The 20,254-nt window shown below is 67.4% G+C and carries 17 protein-coding genes; 3 read left to right on the top strand and 14 right to left on the bottom strand.

Annotated elements, in window-relative coordinates; all coding sequences use genetic code 11:
* Positions 1-12: 12 nt before the first annotated feature.
* The 5 genes from WC326_14305 to WC326_14285 all read right to left on the bottom strand — a co-directional run bounded on the left by WC326_14305 (position 13) and on the right by WC326_14285 (position 6,151).
* Positions 13-912 (bottom strand): peptidylprolyl isomerase, encoded by a 900-nt coding sequence (locus WC326_14305; GenBank protein MFA7332238.1) that lies wholly within the window; start codon positions 910-912, stop codon positions 13-15.
* Positions 913-1,116: 204 nt separating this feature from the next.
* Positions 1,117-2,439 carry a polysaccharide biosynthesis C-terminal domain-containing protein gene (locus WC326_14300; GenBank protein MFA7332237.1) on the bottom strand — a complete coding sequence of 441 codons (1,323 nt, stop codon included), beginning with the start codon at positions 2,437-2,439 and terminating at the stop codon, positions 1,117-1,119.
* 4 nt (positions 2,440-2,443) lie between these two features.
* Complete coding sequence (locus WC326_14295; protein MFA7332236.1) at positions 2,444-3,601, bottom strand: glycosyltransferase family 2 protein; 1,158 nt, start codon at positions 3,599-3,601, stop codon at positions 2,444-2,446.
* Complete coding sequence (locus tag WC326_14290; protein MFA7332235.1) at positions 3,598-4,950, bottom strand: O-antigen ligase family protein; 1,353 nt, start codon at positions 4,948-4,950, stop codon at positions 3,598-3,600. The genes WC326_14295 and WC326_14290 overlap by 4 nt, the downstream gene beginning before the upstream one ends.
* A 70-nt stretch (positions 4,951-5,020) precedes the next feature.
* Positions 5,021-6,151 (bottom strand): glycosyltransferase family 1 protein, encoded by a 1,131-nt coding sequence (locus WC326_14285; protein MFA7332234.1) that lies wholly within the window; start codon positions 6,149-6,151, stop codon positions 5,021-5,023.
* 78 nt (positions 6,152-6,229) lie between these two features.
* On the opposite strand from WC326_14285, the gene WC326_14280 reads away from it, so the two are divergent.
* Entirely contained in the window at positions 6,230-7,510 is a 1,281-nt protein-coding gene (locus WC326_14280) for a glycosyltransferase family 4 protein (protein ID MFA7332233.1), read from the top strand.
* On the opposite strand, the gene WC326_14275 is transcribed toward WC326_14280, so the two are convergent.
* From WC326_14275 to WC326_14240, 8 genes are all read right to left on the bottom strand, one after another.
* A complete protein-coding gene (locus WC326_14275; GenBank protein MFA7332232.1) occupies positions 7,459-8,550 on the bottom strand; it encodes a glycosyltransferase in 1,092 nt (363 codons plus the stop codon). The two genes, WC326_14280 and WC326_14275, sit on opposite strands and share 52 nt — an antisense overlap.
* Positions 8,551-8,656: 106 nt before the next feature.
* Positions 8,657-9,505: a hypothetical protein gene (locus WC326_14270; GenBank protein MFA7332231.1), complete on the bottom strand. Its 849-nt coding sequence runs from the start codon at positions 9,503-9,505 to the stop codon at positions 8,657-8,659.
* Positions 9,502-10,206 (bottom strand): ABC transporter ATP-binding protein, encoded by a 705-nt coding sequence (locus WC326_14265; GenBank protein MFA7332230.1) that lies wholly within the window; start codon positions 10,204-10,206, stop codon positions 9,502-9,504. The genes WC326_14270 and WC326_14265 overlap by 4 nt, the downstream gene beginning before the upstream one ends.
* Positions 10,200-10,961, bottom strand: a complete 762-nt coding sequence (locus tag WC326_14260; protein MFA7332229.1) for a methyltransferase domain-containing protein — start codon at positions 10,959-10,961, stop codon at positions 10,200-10,202. The genes WC326_14265 and WC326_14260 overlap by 7 nt, the downstream gene beginning before the upstream one ends.
* On the bottom strand, positions 10,955-11,980 hold the full coding sequence (locus tag WC326_14255; GenBank protein MFA7332228.1) for a 4-hydroxythreonine-4-phosphate dehydrogenase PdxA: 1,026 nt from the start codon (positions 11,978-11,980) through the stop codon (positions 10,955-10,957). Before WC326_14255 ends, WC326_14260 begins: the two co-directional genes overlap by 7 nt.
* Complete coding sequence (gene dusB / locus WC326_14250; protein ID MFA7332227.1) at positions 11,977-13,035, bottom strand: tRNA dihydrouridine synthase DusB; 1,059 nt, start codon at positions 13,033-13,035, stop codon at positions 11,977-11,979. Before dusB ends, WC326_14255 begins: the two co-directional genes overlap by 4 nt.
* A gap of 52 nt (positions 13,036-13,087) precedes the next feature.
* Positions 13,088-15,745: a patatin-like phospholipase family protein gene (locus WC326_14245; GenBank protein ID MFA7332226.1), complete on the bottom strand. Its 2,658-nt coding sequence runs from the start codon at positions 15,743-15,745 to the stop codon at positions 13,088-13,090.
* 106 nt (positions 15,746-15,851) lie between these two features.
* Positions 15,852-16,694, bottom strand: coding sequence for a lamin tail domain-containing protein (locus tag WC326_14240; protein ID MFA7332225.1), 843 nt, complete (start codon positions 16,692-16,694; stop codon positions 15,852-15,854).
* A 517-nt stretch (positions 16,695-17,211) separates the two neighbouring features.
* On the opposite strand from WC326_14240, the gene rpsD reads away from it, so the two are divergent.
* Positions 17,212-17,832, top strand: a complete 621-nt coding sequence (gene rpsD, locus WC326_14235; protein MFA7332224.1) for a 30S ribosomal protein S4 — start codon at positions 17,212-17,214, stop codon at positions 17,830-17,832.
* A gap of 161 nt (positions 17,833-17,993) precedes the next feature.
* On the opposite strand, the gene citF is transcribed toward rpsD, so the two are convergent.
* Positions 17,994-19,541 (bottom strand): citrate lyase subunit alpha, encoded by a 1,548-nt coding sequence (citF, locus tag WC326_14230; protein MFA7332223.1) that lies wholly within the window; start codon positions 19,539-19,541, stop codon positions 17,994-17,996.
* A 192-nt stretch (positions 19,542-19,733) separates the two neighbouring features.
* Between citF and WC326_14225 the strand changes: the two genes are divergently transcribed.
* Positions 19,734-20,254 (top strand): hypothetical protein (locus WC326_14225; protein ID MFA7332222.1); only part of this gene is annotated, 521 nt, incomplete at its 3' end.

Raw genomic sequence — 20,254 nt, 5'->3', positions numbered from 1 at the left:
GCGCCCGGCGTCTCAACGGGCGGGCGGCACGCCGATCTCCACCTCGAGCAGCGGGGTCAGATCCACCTTCCAGACCGCCTCCTGGCGCAGCGTCTCCAGGCGCGACTGCAGCCGTTTCCAGCGCAGATCCTGCAGCATGGCGGCCCGCACCAGCTCTTCGTGCTGGTCGGGGTCGGGCACCCAGCCCACCGGGCGCACTTCCTCCAGCTGATAGACCATCCAGCCTTCCGGGCCGCGCAGCACGGGCGAGGCCTGGTGGAGCTTCAGTCCCAGGAGGATCGCGGCGTGGGCCAGGGGCAACTCGCCGCGGGTCACGAACTCCGTCCGGCCGCTGCCCAGCCGCTGGTCCTCCAGCCGCTTGCGGGTGAGCTGGTCGCGCTGGATCACGGGAATCAATCGCGCCAGCGCCAGGCTGTCCGCCCCCGCCACCCAGGAGAAGCGGAGCTGCCGTTCGGGCAGGGCCAGCAGATCCTGATTGGCGCGCGCCCAGGTCTTCAACTCGAGGGTGGAAATGCGCAGGGACTCGGCCAGACTCTGCTCCTCCAGCAGGCCGCGCAGGTAGCGCAGGCGCAGGCGCTTCAGCTCCTCCCGGACTCCGCCCAGCGTATCCAGGCCCTGCCGGACCGCCGCTTGATAGAGGATTTGGTCCTCCACCCAGCCTTCCAACCAGTGCTGGACCTCCTCGCGGCTGAGGCTGTCGGGCTGCGCGTCCAGCCAGGCCCGCAGCCGCGCCACGGTGAAAATGCTGTCGTCGGCCTGGGCCACGGCCCGTTCCAGATCCGGCCGGGCTCGCCGTCGGTGGGTGTCCCAGCGCCCGAGCAGGGCCAGCAGGGCCAGGAGCAGCAGCACGCCCAGCGCCACCCAGCCGCGCTTTCCCCACAACGCCCGCGACAACCGTGCGCCGCCTGTCATGCGTCCTCCATCTTGCGCCAGGTGTATGGTCGTCAACCTATGGATCGCCGGTGTTTGGCCCCTGCATGCAGTTCGGCCAGGACCTGCAAGGTCATCGACCAACAAGGGGATTCACAGTGGCCGGTCCTGCACCAATGGGTCAGGTGACCCGTCGCTAGGGCAGCGCGCCAGCTCTAGGTGCTTTTCGGTGCCAGGCGGGTTCCTTCAAGACCTTCTCTGTCCCAGCATTTCCCGCACCTCCCGGATCAGATCCCCAATGGATTCTCGCGCTTCTGCCGGCCCGATAAGCAGATCCCGCGCCCAGTGGCTGCCCGTCAACTGCTGGTAACGCCAAAGCAGATAGAGTTTGCCCGCGGCAAAGGACAGGCTGGTGCCCACCGCAGCGCCCATGTTCCCCCAGCGCGGGATCAACAGTCCATTGAACAGCACATTCGCCACCAACGTGATCTGGTGGGTGTGCACAGTGTAAATGCTGCGGTCCACGGTGGAGAAGTACAACATCAGCATGCCGGCATTGCCGCGCAACGTAATGGTTCCTAGCACCAGAACGGTGAGCACGCCCCAGGCGGCTGTGAAATCCGGCCCGTACAGCCAGAGCACGGGCCAGCCGAACAGGATCAAAAGGGCGGACAGCAGCAGGTAGACCAAGAAGCTGCGACGGTAAGTGGAGTTGGTGGCCGTTATGGCGGCAGCGTCGTCCAGCCCCGCCACGCGGGAAAAAAAAGCAGTCTGGATGCTGCGCTGGATCTCCATCAGCCGTGTGATGGTGAGCAAACAAATGGTATAGAGGCCAAGATCCGCCAGCGAGATCCGCGGGCTGCGCGGAATGAACCAGGCCAGCATCAGCGCATCCACGCGGACGCTGAGCTGGCTGAACTGGTTTGCCGACCACTGGGTCAAACTATAGCGCAACAGGTTGGGTAACTCGCGCCAGACCGGGGCAACTGGGCGGTGCTCCAGCCGCGTCAGCAGATAGAAGAAGACGAGCAGGCGGGCGGCCCCGTATAGGATGAAATAGGGCGCAGCAGTGGCAGCTCCAACGTAGGTAAGAACCAAGGTGGCCAGGAGCATAACCCCGGCGAACAATACTTCGGCCAGGTTGTACTCCCGCAAGCGCTGCCGGGCGATGAACAGATTGAGCAGGAGCTCGGTGAACGCGTTGCCCACAACGAAGAGTGCCAGGATGGCCAGATTGCCGCCTTCCAACGCAACGGCATAATCGGTGAGCCACGTGGTAGCCAGCCAAGAGAAGAGGCCCAACCCCACGACAGTGGCCACCAACAATACGGGCAAGGCCAAACCGGCGAACCGCTCCTCGCGCCACCCTTGCCGACCGACAAAAAACACAGCGCCCATGCCCAGCCCTAAGTCCACCATCCCGGCCAACAGGCCGCCCAGCATCAATAAAAGTCCAAGCACGCCCTGTTCGCTGACACCGATGGTGCGCGCGATCAGGATCCCCGCGGCCATCGTGACCAAACGGGTGGCGAGACGTGTGCCTAGTATGGACAGGGTGGCTCGCAGCATGACGTCAGCGGCGGGTGGGATTCCAGGTGCTGCCCTGGATCCCGCCCAACCATTTGACGAAGCCCGCGGACACAGCGGCATTCATGTAGAGGAAATGACCTAGTGCCGAAACCAAGCCACCACCTCGACCGCGACGGTTGAGGACCAAACCGATGATTCCAAGGACGTAGAGGGCCAAGTGAGGCACCAGGAGGGCCAGCAATCGGCCGTGCGCGGCCAGTAGCAGGTGTGCGGCCAGGGCGGTTGCCATCAGGTGCGGAGTAAACCAGCGGGGGAGCTTGTGCAACCAGTAAAACAGACTCTTCCAGCCCTCCAAGGGGTTCAATAGCCACAGATTCCAGCCGAAGCACTGATAATTGCCAGCCCCGATGCGCACGCGCCGGCCGAACTCCTGGTCAGGGTCGGCGCCAATGTACTCCACCGCGCGGGCTTCGCTGTCTTGGACGACGGCCAGACCCTGCCGCAGGACGCCCATGGCCGTCAGCAGATCGTCATTGGAAAGTGCGTTTTCCGGCAAGGTGCGCCAGCAGGCAGCGCGCAGACTGTAGAGTCCGCCGTGCGCGCCCATCACCGCACCCATCCGGCCCTCAGCCTCTTTGAGCACCACTTCGAAGTCCCGGTACCAGGTCTCGGCCTGGAACCTCTCGCGTTCACGTTGCACGCGGCGTTCGTAGCCGGAGACCAGTCCTATTCGTGGATCGGCGTACCAGCGGGCGAAGGAGCGCAAGGCTCCGGCGTCGAACATCACGTTGGCGTCGGTCATGACCACGATCTCGCCCTTGGCCAGCGGGACAACGCGATTGAGAATCTGCGTCTTGCCCAATCTCTCGGCGAAGTCGAGGCGACTCACACGCTGTCCGGCGTACTCGTCAATGATAGCCGCGGTGGCATCCTCCGACTGGTCCGAGACTACCAACACGTCTACTTTGTCCGGCGGATAGTCCAGCGCCAAGCAGTTGTCCAGTTTGTCACGAATGACGCGCTCTTCGTTACGGGCCGCGATGACCACAGTGAAGGTGGGCTCGCAGTCGGGGTCGGCGTGCCAGGGCACGGGCAGCCGGCGCATCCAAAGGGCCAGCAGCAGGATGCCCGGATAAGCGGCCGCCAACCCGGTCACGCAAAGCCAGAATAGCGCCAAGGCGAGGCATTCCAGAGGACTCATTGCCCGGCCTCCCGGACTTGGGTGCGGCCCAGTCCCTCCGTCCAGACTGTGAGCAGGGCCATGATCATCCAAAAGGCCAGTGGCTGGTTGGAACCGTTCAGCACGGCATCCAAAGCGCCACAGGCCAGCATGGCCAATGCACCAAAGAATAGCCCGCGGAACAGCTCCACGTCCGCCCTGTCCAGCCGATCGCGCAATGCGCGGTATGTGCGCCAGTTCCGCCGTAGTAACAGACCTATCAACGCTAAGTAAAAAAGCGCGAGCGGTATGCCCACTTGGACCATTTTCTCCAGCACGATATTGTGTGAATGGCCGAGAAGAAACTCATCGAAGATGAACAGGCTGCTCGCATAGGAGATGAATTGGCCGAATCCGATGCCCAACAAGGGATGCAACATCAAGATTTTAATCGATAGACCCCAGACGACAATGCGTAGCAAGGTGGAGGCATCGATCAGCCCGGCTTCGCCTTCGATGGAGGCCATACGACTGACGATGCCGCCACCGGTCTGGATCATTGCCAGGGTGAGGACGGCCAACAAGGCCGGCAAGGCCCAGCGTTGGCCCCGGGCAAAGGGCAGGGCTAAAAGCAGGGCAACGGCGAACGGGGCCCGAGAGCCCGTGAAGAAGATCGCTGCCAAGGCCAGCAACGCGGTCGCCAGCCCGAGCACTCGGCTGCGGCCAGACGCAAACATTCCCAGCCCAATGGGCACGAACATGACCAGATCGTACGCCGTCCCCGTAGGCATGCGCTCCACCCAACCCACAGCCCGGGTGTTGGGATGAAGCAGGCCGTCCACCACCACGGTGACGCTGGCCGCCAGGATCGCCACCAGCAATAGGCGCACAAGCATGGGCACCAAGCGGGCGGAAAAGCCCGAGCGTACGATCAACACATACAAAAGTACGGGCGAATAATCATAGAGCCACTGTCCAAACGCTTCGACGGGATGTGTGGCGAAGGGCACGGGATGCAGGGCCAGCACGGCGGCAATCACCAACCCCAATTCCAGCCCAGCGATTGCCATGGCTTTCGACTTGGCCGGCTCCCATTCCTCCGCCCGTTCCAGAACCAACAGCAACAGGCCCAGAAGGACGAAGAGCACATTGAGGCGCAGATTGTGGTGAACGCAAAGTGCGGGGTAGAGGCCCAACAGCAAGGGGGCGGCCTGCCGGGCCAATATGCCTGCGAAGGCGAGCAGGACGAAGATGGGGCCAAGTAGCCAGAGCGGTTCTGTAAAAGCTAAGGAGACGCAAAGGGCCCCCAAAATGGAGAGGCCGAGCGCCCACCACCTCAACTGTGGCGAGTCTCCGGTGAGCAACAGATGCGACGTGCGAAGTTCTGGCATTATTGGCCCTGAGCTCGCCGAAGGTAGCAATCGATCGGCGGCTCGCCGTCAGTGCAGGGGGCCTCCGGCTTCACCGTGGGCCTGGGCTCATCCGTCCGTCGGCGGCCTGTCGAAGCACGGCCAAGGTCGCCCGCGCCGTGTTTTCCCAGCGAAAGCCGGCTGCGTGCTCCAGCCCGCGCGCGGACAGCTCCTGTCGCCGCGCCACATCGCCCAGCAGCTCCGCGCAGGCCCGCGCCATGGCCGGCACGTCGTCTGGATCCACCAACTGCGCACAGCCGCCCGCCACTTCAGGTAGGGAACTGCGGTTGCTTGTGACCACCGGAGTTCCGTGACGCATGGCCTCCAACACCGGGAAACCGAAGCCCTCCATGCGCGAGGGGAAGAGCAGCAAACTAGCCTGTCCATAAAGCTCCGCCAGGTTCTCCTCGGAAACGGGGCCAAGCAGGTCCACCCGGTCTCGACAGTCCAAGTCATCCAACAAACGTTGAATGCTGCCGCGGAAACTGTCCCGTCGACCTGGGATTTTCAGGCGCCACTGGCTGAATCCGGCTTCGCGCACCAGTAGGTCGAAGCAGCGGATGACGCCAGCCATGTTCTTGTAGGGCTTCGAATTGCCAATGAACAGGAGATAAGGCAAGCGCTGCTCCATCGGCAGGATGGTGGCAGGGACGGGCACGTGGTCCAAGCCCAAGGGGATGGTGTGGACGCGTCCGGCCACCTCCGGCAGGAAGGCCAGCAATTCCGCCGTGGTGGCTTGGCTGACGGAGAGCAAGGCCCGGGCCCGGCGCAGGGAAAGGGGGACAATCCAGGCGTGGGCTTGGCGCTTCACCATGTCCCCCAAGCGCCAGCGTTGTCCCTGCAGCTCCGGATGGGTGACCCAAATCAGGTCATGGACGGTCAGGACCACCGGCCCCCTGAACAGAGGCGGGGATAGGAAGAAGGGGGCGAAAAGCAGATCAGCCCCCTCGCGGTTCAAGTCCCGATGGAAATGGGTGACCGTGTAGGCGTGCACGTAGCGATATGGCAGCACCACTTCGCGAAAGTTTGAGTCGGCGGGAAAGTCGAACTGGGGGTGGGTGACGAAAACGATGTACTCGTTCCAGCTGTCAAGATGGCGCAATTGCTCAATGAGGCAGTGGGAGTAGCGCCCGATTCCATCCAGAAATGGCATGATGGCGCGACCGTCGATGGCTACCCTCATGGGGGATCTCCTGGGATTCTCACACTACGTTGCTAATATATGAATCTATCAAAGCTGCGCTGGAAGGTTGATGTCTGAATGATTGTGCCGATTTTGCTTATTGCATACGATTTTCATCCGTTCGTCGGCGGAGGCGGGTCGGTGCGAATGGTCAAGTTGGCCAAGTACCTGCATCGGGACGGCCTGCCGATCATCGTGCTCACGGGGGGCTTTGAGTCCAAGGATGCCGACCCGTCCCTCGGTTCGGAACTGGAAGGCATCACCATCTCGGTAGCCAACCCCCACCCGGTTGCGCCCAGCGTCCAGGACAAGGCGCGCCGACCCCGTTGGCTGCGGGTCGCAGGCTGGGTTTTCCGCAGCGTGATCCCATTTCCTGACAATCGTTTTCGCTATCTGCCGGCCATGCTGCGACGAGCCAAGGCGTTGATCCTAGAGCACGGGATCGACACCGTGCTAATCACCAGCCCACCAAACTCCATGTCATTACTGGTGCCACTATTGCGTCGGTGGCGACCGAACCTGAAACTAGTGCTGGATGTCCGCGACATGTGGGCGCTGGATCCACTTCAGACGCCGAACACGGCTTGGTTCCGTTGGACCCAGACGCACTTGGAGCGCTGGACAATCAACCAGGCCGACCGAGTGGTCAGCGTCACCCCCGGCTTCGACGCCTGGATCCGCCAACAATTGCGGGAGCCGGAGCGCGCCGCACTGATCACCAATGGCTATGATGAGGAGGATTTCGGCCCCGACCTGCCCCAGCCTGAGCCCGGTGGATTGGTACTGGGATACGCCGGCGCTACGGGTGGCATTAGTGGTCCCTACTCCTTTCAAGGGATCCTCGATGCGCTGGACAAGGTGCTGGATCGCCGTCCGCAGCTGGTCGGCCGCCTGGTACTCCGTATCTACGGCCACAACAACCGCGCCTTGGCGCAGCGAGTGGCGGCTATGCGCCATCCGGAAGTCGTGGAGCTCTGCGGGTTCCTGGCCCACCGACAAGTGCTGCGGGCCCTGTCCGCCTGCCACATCCTGCTCAATTACATGTTCACCATGCCCAACGGGCACTTAGTCTACCCCGGCAAGACGTTTGAGTACCTACGACTGGGCCGCCCCATCCTGCTGGCCAGCCCGCCCGGCATTCTGCGTGAACTGATACTGGAAAGCGGCCGGGGAGAAGCGGCGGATGGGGAGGATGCTGACGGCATCGCCGCGGCGCTTGAGCGCATGCTGGACCGATTGGCTCAGGGTGGGTACCCGGAGCGTCCTGACTTCCACCTGCGCTACGAGCGTGGAGCCCTGGCCCGGCGCTATGCCGGTCTCTTGCGAGAGCTGGCTGCGCTCCCGGTCAACCGACGGTAGACCGCCTCCATCTTCATCACACAGTCGTCCCAGGCGAACTCCCTCTCCACCAGTTGCCGTCCCGACCGGCCCATGCGGCGGGCCTCCGCCGGATGCTCCGCTAGCCAGACCAGGCGTTCGGCCAGCGCGTCGGCATCCCGTGGCGGCACCAGGAAACCCGTCTCGCCGTCACGCACCACATCCGGGATGCCACCGGCCCGGCTGGCCACCACTGGCACGCCACAGGCGGACGCCTCCAGGGCGCTTACACCGAAGCTTTCGCTGCGCGAGGGCATGGCGAACGCATGATAGGAGCGTAGCAGCTCCGGCAACTGCGCGTTGGGGATCCGCCCCCGGAACACCGTCACCTCGCCCAACCCCGCCTCCTGAACCAGGCGCCTTGCTTCCGCCTCGCGATTTCCCTCACCGACGATATGCAGCTCCAGGTCAGGCACCCGACGCACGGCGATGGCGACGGCGCGAATCAGGACATCGTAACCGTATACCCACTCCAAATGCTTGACGAAGCCGATGCGGAAGGGCCGGTCGGGGGGATCGGCTCCAGGGGTGAACAAGCGCGTGTCCACGCCGAAGGGGATCACCTCTACCGGCGCGTCCAACCCTACATGCGCGCGCGCCATGTATTCCAGCAAGGGATTTGTAGCCACGACGCAGTCAGCGGCGCGGATTCCCAACCGCCGGAAGCCTTCGTTAAGCAGGCTGCGAGGCATGGCCAAGTCACTGCCCCACACCGAGACCAGCAAGGGCGAAGCCTGTATCCATCCCAACACGGTCAGGGTCGGGTCCATGAAGTGAATGTGGACCAAGTCCGGCCGCAGGCGACGGATGGCGCGGCGGCAGGCCAGGATGAAGTGGAGTCGGCCAATGGATTTGGCCCAGGGCCCAGAGTCGGTGTCGATGATTGTGGTGGGAATGTCCAGTACCGGGCGACAGGGCATCAGGCAGAGGAGTTCCGGCTGGTGTCCGGCGTCGAGGGCTCCCTGCACCCAGCGGAGCACATGGGCGTTATCAGCCTTGAGCGTGATGAAGAGGATCTTCATCGCTCCGATCCAGCGACATCTGGACGGGCAGCGATTGGCTGTGGCTGAAGCTGCGGCATGCATGTTCTCCAATTGCCGGAACGTGATTCTGCGGGAACGGGCACAGCTATTCGCCGCGCATGATCAGGCGGCCCATGCGACGCAGGACGAACCCCGACGCCACGACCAGCGGCAGCGCAACACCCAGTAGCAGGGGCCAGAGCGGCGCCTCAACGGCGCCGGACAAGCCCAACCTTGCCGGCAGCCGCTGCAGTCCGGCCAATAGTAGCCAGGAGATGAGTAAGGCTGCCAGTGCGGGTAGGGCCAGCGCAATGAGGAGCGGCCGTGCGAGGGGTCCGGCACGGACCCCTTGGAAGGCCAACAGCACAGCTTCGCCCCGCCAGGCACGCCGCAGTGAGCGCAGGGCAGCCGCCAGGAGGGCAGCGGTGAGCGCGCTGATCAGCAGCAGAAGTACCAGGGCCGCACGCCCCGCCCGGCGCAGCCCGGCGCCCAACTCGCCCAACAGCTCGCGCTCCACGTGCACGCCGGACACGCCGGGCAGCGCGTCCAGGGCCGCGAGATCCCGGTCTAGCTGCGCCAGTTCGGCCGCCGGCCGGACGCGCAACAGCACGGTGGTGGGAAAGGGATTCTCGCCCAGCAACTCCACCACGTCCAGATCGAAGCCGCTGCGGAACTCGGCCGCCGCCTGGGCGGGATCGAGCAGCCCGGCCCATTCCAGCGTGCGGCTGCCCGCCAGGGTCCGCCGCACCCCATCGAGGGTGGGGGCGTCGGCCTGCTCCAGGTAGCACTCGGCGGGCACGCGGCTGGTCCAGGCCTCGCGCAGGCGGGGGCTGTTGCGCCAGGCCCAGCCCAGCGCGCCGCACAGGGTCAGGGTCAGGGTCCAGACCAGCACCAGCAGCAGGCTGCGCGAGCGCGAGCGGGCCAGCAGGCCCAGGGCCTCCGTCCACCAGATCATCGGCGCCATCCCTGGCCGTCGCCTTCCAGCCGCCCGCCCTCCAGGCGCAGCCGGCGCGTTCCCTCCGGCAGCCGGGGCCGGTCGCCGTGCAGACAGAACAGGATGGCCGTGCCGCGGGAGGACTGACGCACCAGGAAAGCCAGCAGCTCGTCCTGGTGGTCGGGGGACAGGTGGGCGAAGGGCTCGTCCAGTAGCAGGAGATCGGGCAGGCCGCAGAGGGCCAGGGCCAGCTGCGCCCAGCGGGACTGGCCTGTGGACAGGCTGCCGCAGGGCAGGTCGGCCCGGGTGAGCTGGCCCGTCTCGCCCAGGATGCGCATGGCCTCGCGCCGGCGGTCGCGCCCGCCCAGGCCGCGGGCCGCCAGGCTCAGGCGCATCAGGTCGCGCGTGCTGCGCCCGGCGGGCAGCGTGGTGGACTGATCCAGCACACCCAGGCGGCGGCGCCAGGCGGCCAGCCCGCCCGCGCTCCAGGTCAGCGGCTCCTGTTGGAAGAGCAGGGTGCCGGCCTGGGCGGGCAGACGCGCGGCCAGCAGCCGCAGCAGGGTGGATTTGCCCACGCCGGGTTCGCCGGACAGCGCAGCCAGCTCGCCGGCGTGCAGGCGCAGATCGACGGGCCCCAGCCGGAAACCGCCGGGGTACTCGAACTCCAGCCCGCGGGTCTCCAGCAGCGGCAGGCGTGGCGGCGGAGCGGGCGCGCTCAGCACGGGGTCCCCAGCGGTCGTGTGACAAAGTGCACGCGGTCGGCGTCTTCGCCACCCGGCCGCAGGCTGAACTCGGCGTAGCGCGCCAGCACGTGCAGGCCGGCCTGGCGGGCGGCCTCCTCCACCTCCGTCACCCGGTAGATGCGCTGCAGGTGGGACTCGGCCCAGCGCCGCCGGGAGGGCAGGTGGTCCAGCAGGAAGTCGTTGTGATGCAGCCGGGCCGTCCGCTCGTACCAACTGTGGCGCTCCCAGACCCACTCGCCGTTCTGCTCGCGCTCCGTGCGGTCGTTGAAGTAGGCCAGGCTGTTGCGCTCCGTGCAGATGTCGAAGACCACCAGGCCGCCCGGGGCGGAGAGGGCCGCCAGCCGGCCCAGGGCGCGCACCAGCTCGCCCGGTCCGGTCAGGTAGTTGAGCGAATCGTAGAGGCAGGTCACCAGGCGCCAGCGGGCGGGATCCGTCAGCTCGCGCAGGTCGCGCCGGGAGAGCTGGGCCCGCCGTCCCAGCCGGCGCCGGGCCGCCTCCAGCATGTTTTCCGAGAGATCCGAGCCCGCCAGGCGCAGACCCTTCTCGTGCAGGGCGTCCAGGAAGCGGCCGGTGCCGCAGGCCGCGTCGTAGGCGCTGTCCAGCGGAACCCGGGCGTGCAGGTCCCAGACACCGCGCACGAAATCCGCCCACATGGGGTAGTCCACGTGGGACATGAGCTGGTCATAGAAGGAGGCCAGCACCTCGTAAGCGCCGGCGGGTTGGACCTTCAGCACGGGGCATCTCCGTTGAGCAGGAGCAGGGCCTCCTCCAGGGCGGACAACTGGCTGCCCTCGTCCGCGCGGCCCTGGCCGGCCAGATCGAAGGCCGTTCCGTGATCGGGCGAGGTGCGGATCAGGGGCAGACCCAAGGTAGCATTCACGCCCTCCGCCCCGGCCACCAACTTGAAGACGGGCAGCCCCTGGTCGTGATACATGGCCAGGAAGCGGCCTTGCCCGCGGGCCAGGGCGCCGTCGGCGGGCAGCGGCCCCCGAACGGGCAGACCCCGGGCGCGCAGTCCGGCCACCAGCGGTCCCAGCCACTCCACCTCCTCGCGGCCCAGCGTGCCCCCGTCCCCGGCGTGCGGATTCAGCCCCAGGACCACCAGCTCCTCGCCCGGAAAGCGCCGTCCCACATAGTCCAGCGCCAGGCTGATCTTCGCCGCCACGCGTTCCGGCGTGACGGCCGCGGCCAGCCCGGCGACGGGGTCGTGGTTGCTCACCAGTCCGACGGAGAGGCGCGGGCTGGTCAGCCACATGAGCGGATCCGCCACGCCGCAGAGCCAGCCCAGGTACTCCGTGTGCCCGGGCCAGCGGAAGTCCGCCAGCTTAAGGGAGTGCTTGTTGACGGGGGCGGTGACCAGCGCCCGGCGCTCGGGCTGCTCCAGGACCAGGGAGGCGGCGCGGGCCAGGGAGGCCCAGGAGGCCAGCCCGCCCGCCCGGCTGGCGCAGCGCTCGGGCTCTGCCGTCGCAGACCAGGCCGGGGCTTCGGCCGGGCCGCCGGGACCGGCCTCCCAGCCCAGGACCAGCAGGGCGCGCGGCGCTTCCGTGGGCAGCGTATGGGCCTCGAGCAGGGGCAGATCCAACCCCAGCTGCCGGCACTGGGCCTGCACGAGGGCCAGGGGCGCCGTCAGCGCCAGCCCGGCGGGCCGCTCCGCATCCAGCCAGCGCCGGGCCGCCTTGAGCAGCACTTCGGGACCGATGCCCGCCGGATCCCCCAGACTGAGCAACAGCCAGGGCGCGCGCTCGGCGCTCACGACGCGACCGCGGCGGGGGTCCAGCCGGGTGGGGCCGATTCGTCGCCGTCCAACCCGGCCACTTCCTCCTGCAGGCGCTCCAGGCGCTCGCGCACGGCCGGGGCCTCGTCCACGGCCATCAGCTCCATCCGCAGGGCGCGGATGCCCGGATAGTCGCGCAGGTAGGCCGCGTACATTTTGCGCATTTCCATCACGGCGCGGCGCTCGCCCTTGTGGGCCAGCGCGAGGTCCAGGTGCTCGCGGAGCAGGGCCACGCGCTCCGCCAGCCCAGGTGGCGCACAGGGCGTGCCGGTGCGCAGGAATTCGCGGGTCTCGCGGAAGATCCAGGGGTAGTGGATGGCGGCCCGCCCGATCATCACGGCGTCCACGCCCGCGTGCAGGAAGAGGCGCAAGGCGTCCGGCGGGCTCTTGACGTCGCCGTTGCCGATGACTGGAATCTCCACGGCGCGCTTGACCTCGGCGATGCCGTCCCAGTCCGCCTCGCCCTCGAATTTCTGGCAGCGCGTGCGGCCGTGGATGGTGAGGGCGCGGACGCCCAGATCCTGCAGCCGCAGGGCCAGCTCCACGGCGTTGCGGCTGCCCTCGTCCCAGCCCAGGCGCATCTTCACCGTCACCGGGAGCTCCACGGCGCGGACCACGGCCCCGGCGACCTCCAGCAGCAGCTCGGGCTCCCGCATGAGTTGGGAACCCGCCCCGCCCCCGCAGACCTTGCGCGCCGGGCAGCCGAAATTGATGTCCAACAGGTCGGGTCCGTTCTCGGCGGCCCGGAGGGCGGCCAGGGCCATCCGGCCGGCGTCGCGGCCGTAGATCTGGATTCCCACCGGGCGCTCGTCCTCCGCCAGGGCGATCTTGCTGGCCGTACGGCCCGCCAGCCGCACCAGGCCTTCGCTGGAGGTGAACTCGGTGTAAACCAGATCGGCACCCAGCCGCCGGCAGATGCGGCGGAAGGGCTGGTCGCTGTAGCCTTCCATCGGCGCCAGCAACAGGGCGTTCTCCAGCTGGAGCCCGCCGATGCGCAGCGTGCGCGTGTCCAGGATGTCCGGGTGTGCGTTCATGCAGGTAGTTACGGGATTCACGGCCGGCAGCGCAAGGCGGCTAGAAAGGCGGCTAGAATGGATGGCCCAGCTCGACCCAGAGCCGCGGGCCCGGACTATCTGCCGGACCGGCGTCGGTGAGCAGGGCCACGCCGGCGGCCAGCTCGCCCAGCCAGCTGCCCAGATGCAGCGCCAGGCCCGCCTCCTGGACGAACCCGCGCCGGCGCGGCCAGTCGTCCAGGTCGTCGGTCAGACCGAGCGCCGACCAGCGCAGGGAAGCAGACCACTCCCCCGGCCAGCTCTGGCCCAGCACCATGCGCCAGCCCGCCCGCACCCCCAGCAAGCGCCGGGCCGCCAGCTCCGCCGGCGGCAGGCTGCGCAGCCAGTCGTCCCCGCCCAGTTCGAAGCGGTCGCGCCGCTCGGGGCTGTCCGTAGTCCCCGCCAGCAGGGACAGCTGGCCCGTGTGGTTGCCCAGGCTGCGCCAGGAGTCCACCGCCACCCGGGCCCGGAAGGCCGCGTCCCCGCCCTGGCCCCGCGGCACCAGCTGTTCAAAGGAGGCCTCGTGGTACTCGCCGTTACGCGGCAGGACGCGCCGGTTCCGGCTGTCCACCCGGCTGAGCAGGCCCAACCGGGCCAACTGCCGCGAGTGCTCCAGTCCGTCCTGCTCCTCTTCCTCCCATTCCAGCCCGCCGCTGAGGAACACGCTGCCGAGGCCCTGGATCTGCTGGCCCAGGCGCAGCTGGATCGCCCGGGTGGAGCGTTCCGTCATGCCCGTGCCGGAGGCGTGCGGGAAGTGGAGTTCCTCCTGGCACTGCCAGATGTTGAGGCGGGTGGTCAGCCAGGTCTTCCAGATGCGGTCGCTCTCCAGCGAGGCCCGCTGCTCCCTGCGCCAGGCGCCCAGCAGCCAGGCGGCCTCGCCGCGCAGGCTGCGGCGCAGCAGGTTCTCCCAGAGGATCTGGAAAAAGCCCTCGCCCTGGCGGGCGGAGCCGTAATGGAGGCCGGCGCGCAGCGCGGGAAAGGCCCGTTCGCTGGCGTGGAGGATCGCCACGTTGCGCCCGCGGTCGCGTTCCAGGCGCAGGTACACCTGTTCGTAGAGTCCGCTGGCGAACAGGCGGCCGATGCTGCGGTCCGCCTGGCGCACGGAGAAGACCTCGCCGGCGCGCGGCCGGAATTCCCGCAACAGCACGCCCGGCCGCAGTTTCACCAATCCGTCCACGCGCAGCGTGTCCACTTGTCCGGGCTGGAAGAAGAGCCGCAAACGGCCGTCCGCCCAGTCCATCGAATCCAGTTCGCACAGCGCGAAGCCCGCGCGACGCAGACGGATCAACAGTTGGTCCACCTGTTGGTCCAGCACGGCCCGCTGCAGGGGTTGGCCCACCCCCAGGCAGGACAGCAGGCTGTCCACCCCCAGTTCGGCCCACTGCTCCGAGCGCAGGCGCTCGCGGATGGGATCCAGCCCTGTCACGGCCACGGACTGCAGCACAGGGTTGGGGGTCAGGCGCAGGCGATGGACGCAGGGATCCGACAGACTGTCCGCCAGCTGCAGGTCCACCTCGCAGTAGCTGCCGCAGGCGGCCAATTCCCGGCGGAGCTCCAGGGCCTGGCGGCGCGTCCGGGGGCCTGTCTCCATCAGGCCCGGCAGTTCGGGGCCAGGCGACAGCAGATGTTCCAGGGAGCCGGCCGCCACCCAGGCGGAGCCGTTCCACAACTCGGTGAGCAGATCCGCCACCCAGCCGTCCGCAGCCGCTTCCCGGGGACCGGGGCAGGCCGGATGAAGCAGGCGGCGCAGGTGCTCCAGCTCTGCCAACAGGGCCTCCTCGCCGGCCTGCTGAAACTGCTCGCGGCTCCCCAGCACGTTCATGGGCGTGCGGGGCAGGTGCGGGCGCACCACCAGGTCCGCGGCGGCCAGGCTGCGCTGGTTGTTGTCCACCTGCATGATGCCGACGATCTGGTCCGCCAGCTCCCAGGCCTCCGCCAGCTGCTTCTCGTCGCGCAGCGGACTGGTCACGTCCACCACCAGCACCAGATCCGCGCCCAGCTTGCGGGCCGTCTCCACCGGGATGTTGTCGGCGATGCCCCCGTCGATGAGCAGGCGGCCATCCAGCTTGACGGGCTGGAACAGGAAGGGCACGGACATGGAAGCCCGCATGGCCTCGGCCAGGTCGCCGCCGCCCAGCTCGGCCCGCAGGCCGGAGCTCAGATCCGTGGCCACCGCCCGGTACCGGACGCGCAGGCGGTCGAAATTCCCGAAGCCCTGGATGGGCGCACGCCAAACCATTTCCGCCAGGGCCTGGCTGACGCGCTGCCCGGAGGACAAGCTGCGCACCCACTGCGGTTTCCAGCCCTGCAGGCGGATCTCCACCAGGTGGCGATCGCTCACGTCCTTGCGACCAATGGACATCAACCGGCGGTCCGGGCGATCCTGGAACAGGTCGCCCCACGAATAGCGGCCCAGCAGGGAATCGATCTCGTCGGGCGAATAGCCACAGGCGTAGAGCCCGCCCACCACGGCACCGGTGGAGCTGCCCACCAGGCAATAAATGGGGATGCCGCTGCGCTCCAGGGCGCGCAGGGCGCCGATGTGCGCCAGGCCGCGCACCCCGCCGCCGCTGAGCACCACGCCCAGCCGCGGGGCGCTCCCGGACGGAGCGCCCATGGCGAGGCCCTGCGCCCGGACCGTGCAACAGGTCAGCAACAGGAGCCCCAGCAGGATGCCCGTCCGATTCAGCATGGTGTCGTGGAATGAAAGACTCTACCCGCGACACAGCTTATGAAAAGAGCGGCAGTGGACAAGCGGGCCGGGGCGACGCCCGGGCCCGCTTCCTTCAAGGCCCGGGCTATTTGACCAACAGAAGCTTGCGCACGGACTGGCTCTCCCCGGCCTGCAGGGATAACAGGTAGCAGCCCGCCGGCTGGTCGCTCAACAGGAGCCGGCGCTCGTGCACGCCGGCCGGCAGCAGGCCGTCCTCCAGCACCCGCAGCTCGCGTCCCAGCAGATCCACCACCTGCAGGCGGACCCGCTGGGTCCGGGGCAGCAGAAAGGTGACGCGGGTCTCGGGATTGAAGGGATTGGGCCAGACGTCCAGCAAGGTGGGGCTGGCCGGCTGCCCGCCCGCCGGCGGGTCCGCCAGCACGGTGCTGCCGTCGCCAGGCTGGGGGTCGCTTTCGTCCAGCCAGGCCTGGGGACCGCCGCCCGCGCCCGAGTAACGCAGGGAATGCCCCTGTTCCACGTCGGGCAGCACGGCGTCCAGCGGCCAGATGCCGGCTTCCGCGGCCTGGCTTTCCCAGGAGTGTCCCGTGGTTCCGTACTGCATGTAGTCGCGCAGGCCTTCCAGCGTCTGCTGTTCCGTGTTCCACAGCCCCACGAAGCCGTGGGTGTTGCCCAGGCTGGCGCCCGTGAACCACAGCTCCGGCCCGGCGGGCGGCAGCTCCGCCGGGGCGTTGTTGTGCACGACCAGCACCTGGCCGGGTCCGAGGATCAAAGCGGGCAGCAGCAGGTTCGGTCCCGAACAGTCCAGCAGCCATCCGCCCAGGTCCACCGGATCCTGGCCCGTGTTGATCAACTCCACCCACTCCAGCCCCGTGTCCGTGCCGGCGGGGTCGTAGCAGACCTCGTGGATGCGAACCGCGGCTTGTGCGCTGATCCAGCCGCACGCGAGCACGCCCAACAACCATTTCATTCCTGCCTCCTTTGGGTTGAAACCGGGGCGGCGAACCGCCCCGCCTGACCTGACCTCGACATCTCCCCCCTGACGGAGGAGCGCGCGGGCCATCCATGTCCGTGTCCTTTATTGGAAATGGGATTTGTCGAAGACCGGCGCAGGGGCCGCCGGTCCGGGGCCGTTCTCCCGAACAGCGCCAACCTCGAAGACGGTGTTGGCAAGCCCTGGGCCAGAATGATCCCCTTGTCCGTCATAGACATTTCTTGAATTGTCGTCCGCCGGCCTTCTGCATTCTTGAAGTCCAGAGAGCGGATTCCAGCTCTCCAGAGGGCTGTCCAGCGGGTGGGTCAGCCCGGCGCCGGAGATCTCCCGGCAAGGGAAGTCCACGCTGCTCTTGGATCTTCAGTGGAGGAGCACTACTCTTGAGGCTTGTTTTTCACTACGGAGGTAGCTCCCCGGAACCCGCGTAGCGGGCCCGCACTGGGCGGGATTTGAGTCCGGGGCTCCGGTGAATCATTCACCAAGGAGGAGCACGATGTCTCGTTACCGTGGACCCAAGGACCGTCTGTCACGCCGCTTTGAGACCAATCTCTTCGGCGCCAAACGGAATCCGATGGACCGCAGAGGGTTCGCTCCCGGCCAGCACGGTCACAACCGGCGCGCCAAGAAGAGCGAGTACGGCATCCACCTGGACGCCAAGCAGAAGTTCCGCGCCTACTACGGGATGATCTCCGAGGCGCAGTTCCGCAAGACCTTCGAGAAAGCCCGCGGCATGCGTGCCGGCGTCACGGGCGAGGTCTTCGTGGGCCTGCTGGAGTCCCGGCTGGACGTGATGGCCATGCGCATGAGCTTCGCGCCCAACATCTTCGCCGCCCGCCAGGTGGTGACCCACGGTCACATCCTGCTCAACGGCAAGCGCTGCAACATCCCCAGCGCCCGCGTGATGCCCGGCGACGTGGTGAGCGTGCGCGAGAAGAGCCGCAAGATCCCGATGATCTTCCATCAGTTCCTCGGCAGCAAGGGCACGCCGCCCACCTACGTCGAGCTGAATCAGGACGACTTCTCCGGCAAGCTCCTGCACTTCCCCGAGAAGCACGAAGTGCCGTTCCCGGGCGAGTTCAACGAGCAGTTGGTGGTGGAGTTCTACAGCCGCTGAGCCGCGCTCGAGCTGGATTCTGTCTTGCATGGCCCGCCCCTCGGCGGGCCTTTTTTCGTCCGGCCGGTCCGGCAATGAAAACGGCCCGCGCTGGGCACGGGCCGTTGAGGTGAACAGGCTGCGCGGCAGACCAGAAGCCCGCCCGCACCATCGGCCGGGCGTCAGACCTTGAGCTTCCGCACCGTGTCGATGAGCGTGCCGTCGCGGTACTCGATCACGGCCACCACCTCCTCCTCGGTCTCGGCCCGGGTCTGGTGGCCACCGGTCAGCTCCAGCGCCTTGCGGTGCAGGTCCTCGATGCTCACCAGCGGCAGGCCCTTGCCCGCCAGCCGCTCCAGCAGGTCCTTGCGGCGCGGGTTGACCGCCACGCCGTGATCCGTCACCAGCACGTCGATGGTCTCGCCGGGCGCGGTCACCGTGTGCACGCGGGGCACCACGATGCTGTGCACCTTGCGGGTCAGCGGCGCGGTGATCAGCGTGATCTCCGCGTCCGCCGCGTCCGTGAAGCCGCCGATGCCGTGCAGGAGCCAGCCGTCGGAGTGGGTGTTCACGTTGACGTTGAAGTCGAAGTCGATCTCTGTGGCGCCCAGCACGCTGGCCTTGACCCGCGGCGCGAAGCAACCCTTGGTGTGGTCGTTGTAGCTGACGAAGGGATTGGTCGCCACGTGGCGCGGATGGTCGGCCAGCGAGCGCACGCCCGCCAGATCAAAGCTCTGGCCGTCGAGGATGTAGCCCACCAGGCCTTCGTGCAGCAGGTCCACCAGCAGCTGGGTGCTGCCGCCCCGGGCGAAGGTGGCCTTGGCGCCCTTCTCCCGTAGATGGCGTCCCACGAATTCGATGAACTTCAGACTCATGCCCCCGGCGCCGGCCTGGAAGCTGAAATCGGGTTCATCCAGCAGGCCGGACTCGCGCACCACGCGGGCCGCCAGCTCGGCGATCATCACGCGCTCGGGCTCCTCGGCCACGCGCGTGGTTCCGCTGACGATTTGCGCCGGGTCGCCGATGGCCTCCACCTGCACCACGCGGTCCACGTTGCCGCCCTCGATCATCCAGGGGTAGACGGGGAAGGGCTCCAGGTTGTCGGTGATCACCGTGACCCAGTCCGCGTAGAGGCTGTCCGCCAGCGCGAAGCCCAGCGGGCCGCAGGCGCTGCGGCCGCGATCCCCGGTGGCGTTGCCGTGGGGATCCGCCGTGGGCGCCGAGATGAAGGCCGCGTCCACGTGCAGGTCGCCGTCCTGGATGGCCCGGTAGCGGCCGCCGTGGCTGCGCAGGATGGCGGTCTTCGAGAAGCCGCCCAGGCTGCAGAGCTTGCCCACAGGACCGTTCATGGAACCTTCGATGTGGCTGACCACGCCGCTGCGGATGTGCTCGCAGAGCGGCTCGTGACAGGGGAAGAGGGCGCTGGGCGCCACGACCATGTCCCGCAGACCCATCCGGGCGATGATCTCCATGACCTGGTTGAGGATGAAATCCCCGTTGCGCAGGTGATGATGGAAGGACACCACCGAACCGTTGCGCAGGCCGGCCGCGGCCACCGCCGCTTCCAGGTTGGGCAGCAACTTGTCGCGGTAGTCCGCGCCGTGCCGGATGGGCGGCCCGGCTTTGCGACCCGTGGGCGGGGTCTGTCCGCAGCCCGCGAAGGCCTTGACGGGTCGGCCGTTGACTTCCGTGGGGACCATGCGACCCACGGCATTCCGGATGTATTCCATGACGATCTCCAAGCTGAAAACTGGTGGACCAATATAGCAGGCCCTGCGATCCGGAACCGGCTCAATTGGCCCAGGTTGGGGGCCTGCACACGTCCTGACCACGGCCAAATACAGCCAAGTGCTTGATCATCATTCATAAAGATCTGGCCCGAACCTTGCCCCATTCCTCCTGTATCATTGGGAGGATTCCGCATGTCGCGTCTGTTCACTGGGTGTTGCCGAAGCGTTCCGTGCCTGCTGCTTGCCCTGCTGCTGCTGGCGGCGACCGTTACCCCGGCCCTGGCCCTGGAAGCCAACCAAATCCGCGTCCTGCGCAGCGATGGCACACCCGTGACGGCCGCCGACGGTGTGAGCGCAGCAGGCTACCTGGGTGCCAGCCACCGTTGCAGCGGGACCTTCCTGGGCGAGGGCATTTTCGAGTTCCCAGCCGCCACGCCCATCGACAACGCCCGAATCACGCGGCACTACCTGAGCTCGCCGGGCTTCCCCCTGGCCACTGAGATCGCGCTGGTGGAGTTCCGCGTGGAGGTGCGGGCCAGCGGGGCGCAGGGCGGCGCGCCGGTCTCGGTCAACCACGGACTCTCGCTCTATCAGGCGAGCAGCCACAAGGCCTACTTCCCCGCGCCGACGGCGCCGGGCGTGTATCACATCGACGTGGTCCCCGGCCAGAGCGTGCGCGCCAGCGTCACCAAGGACTACCTGAGCGCCTTCAC

The organism is Candidatus Delongbacteria bacterium (assembly GCA_041675285.1).
GTDB lineage: Bacteria > CAIWAD01 > CAIWAD01 > CAIWAD01 > CAIWAD01 > CAIWAD01.
The sequence above is the reverse complement of the archived record's forward strand: the minus strand, read 5'-3'. Positions and strand labels throughout refer to the sequence as shown.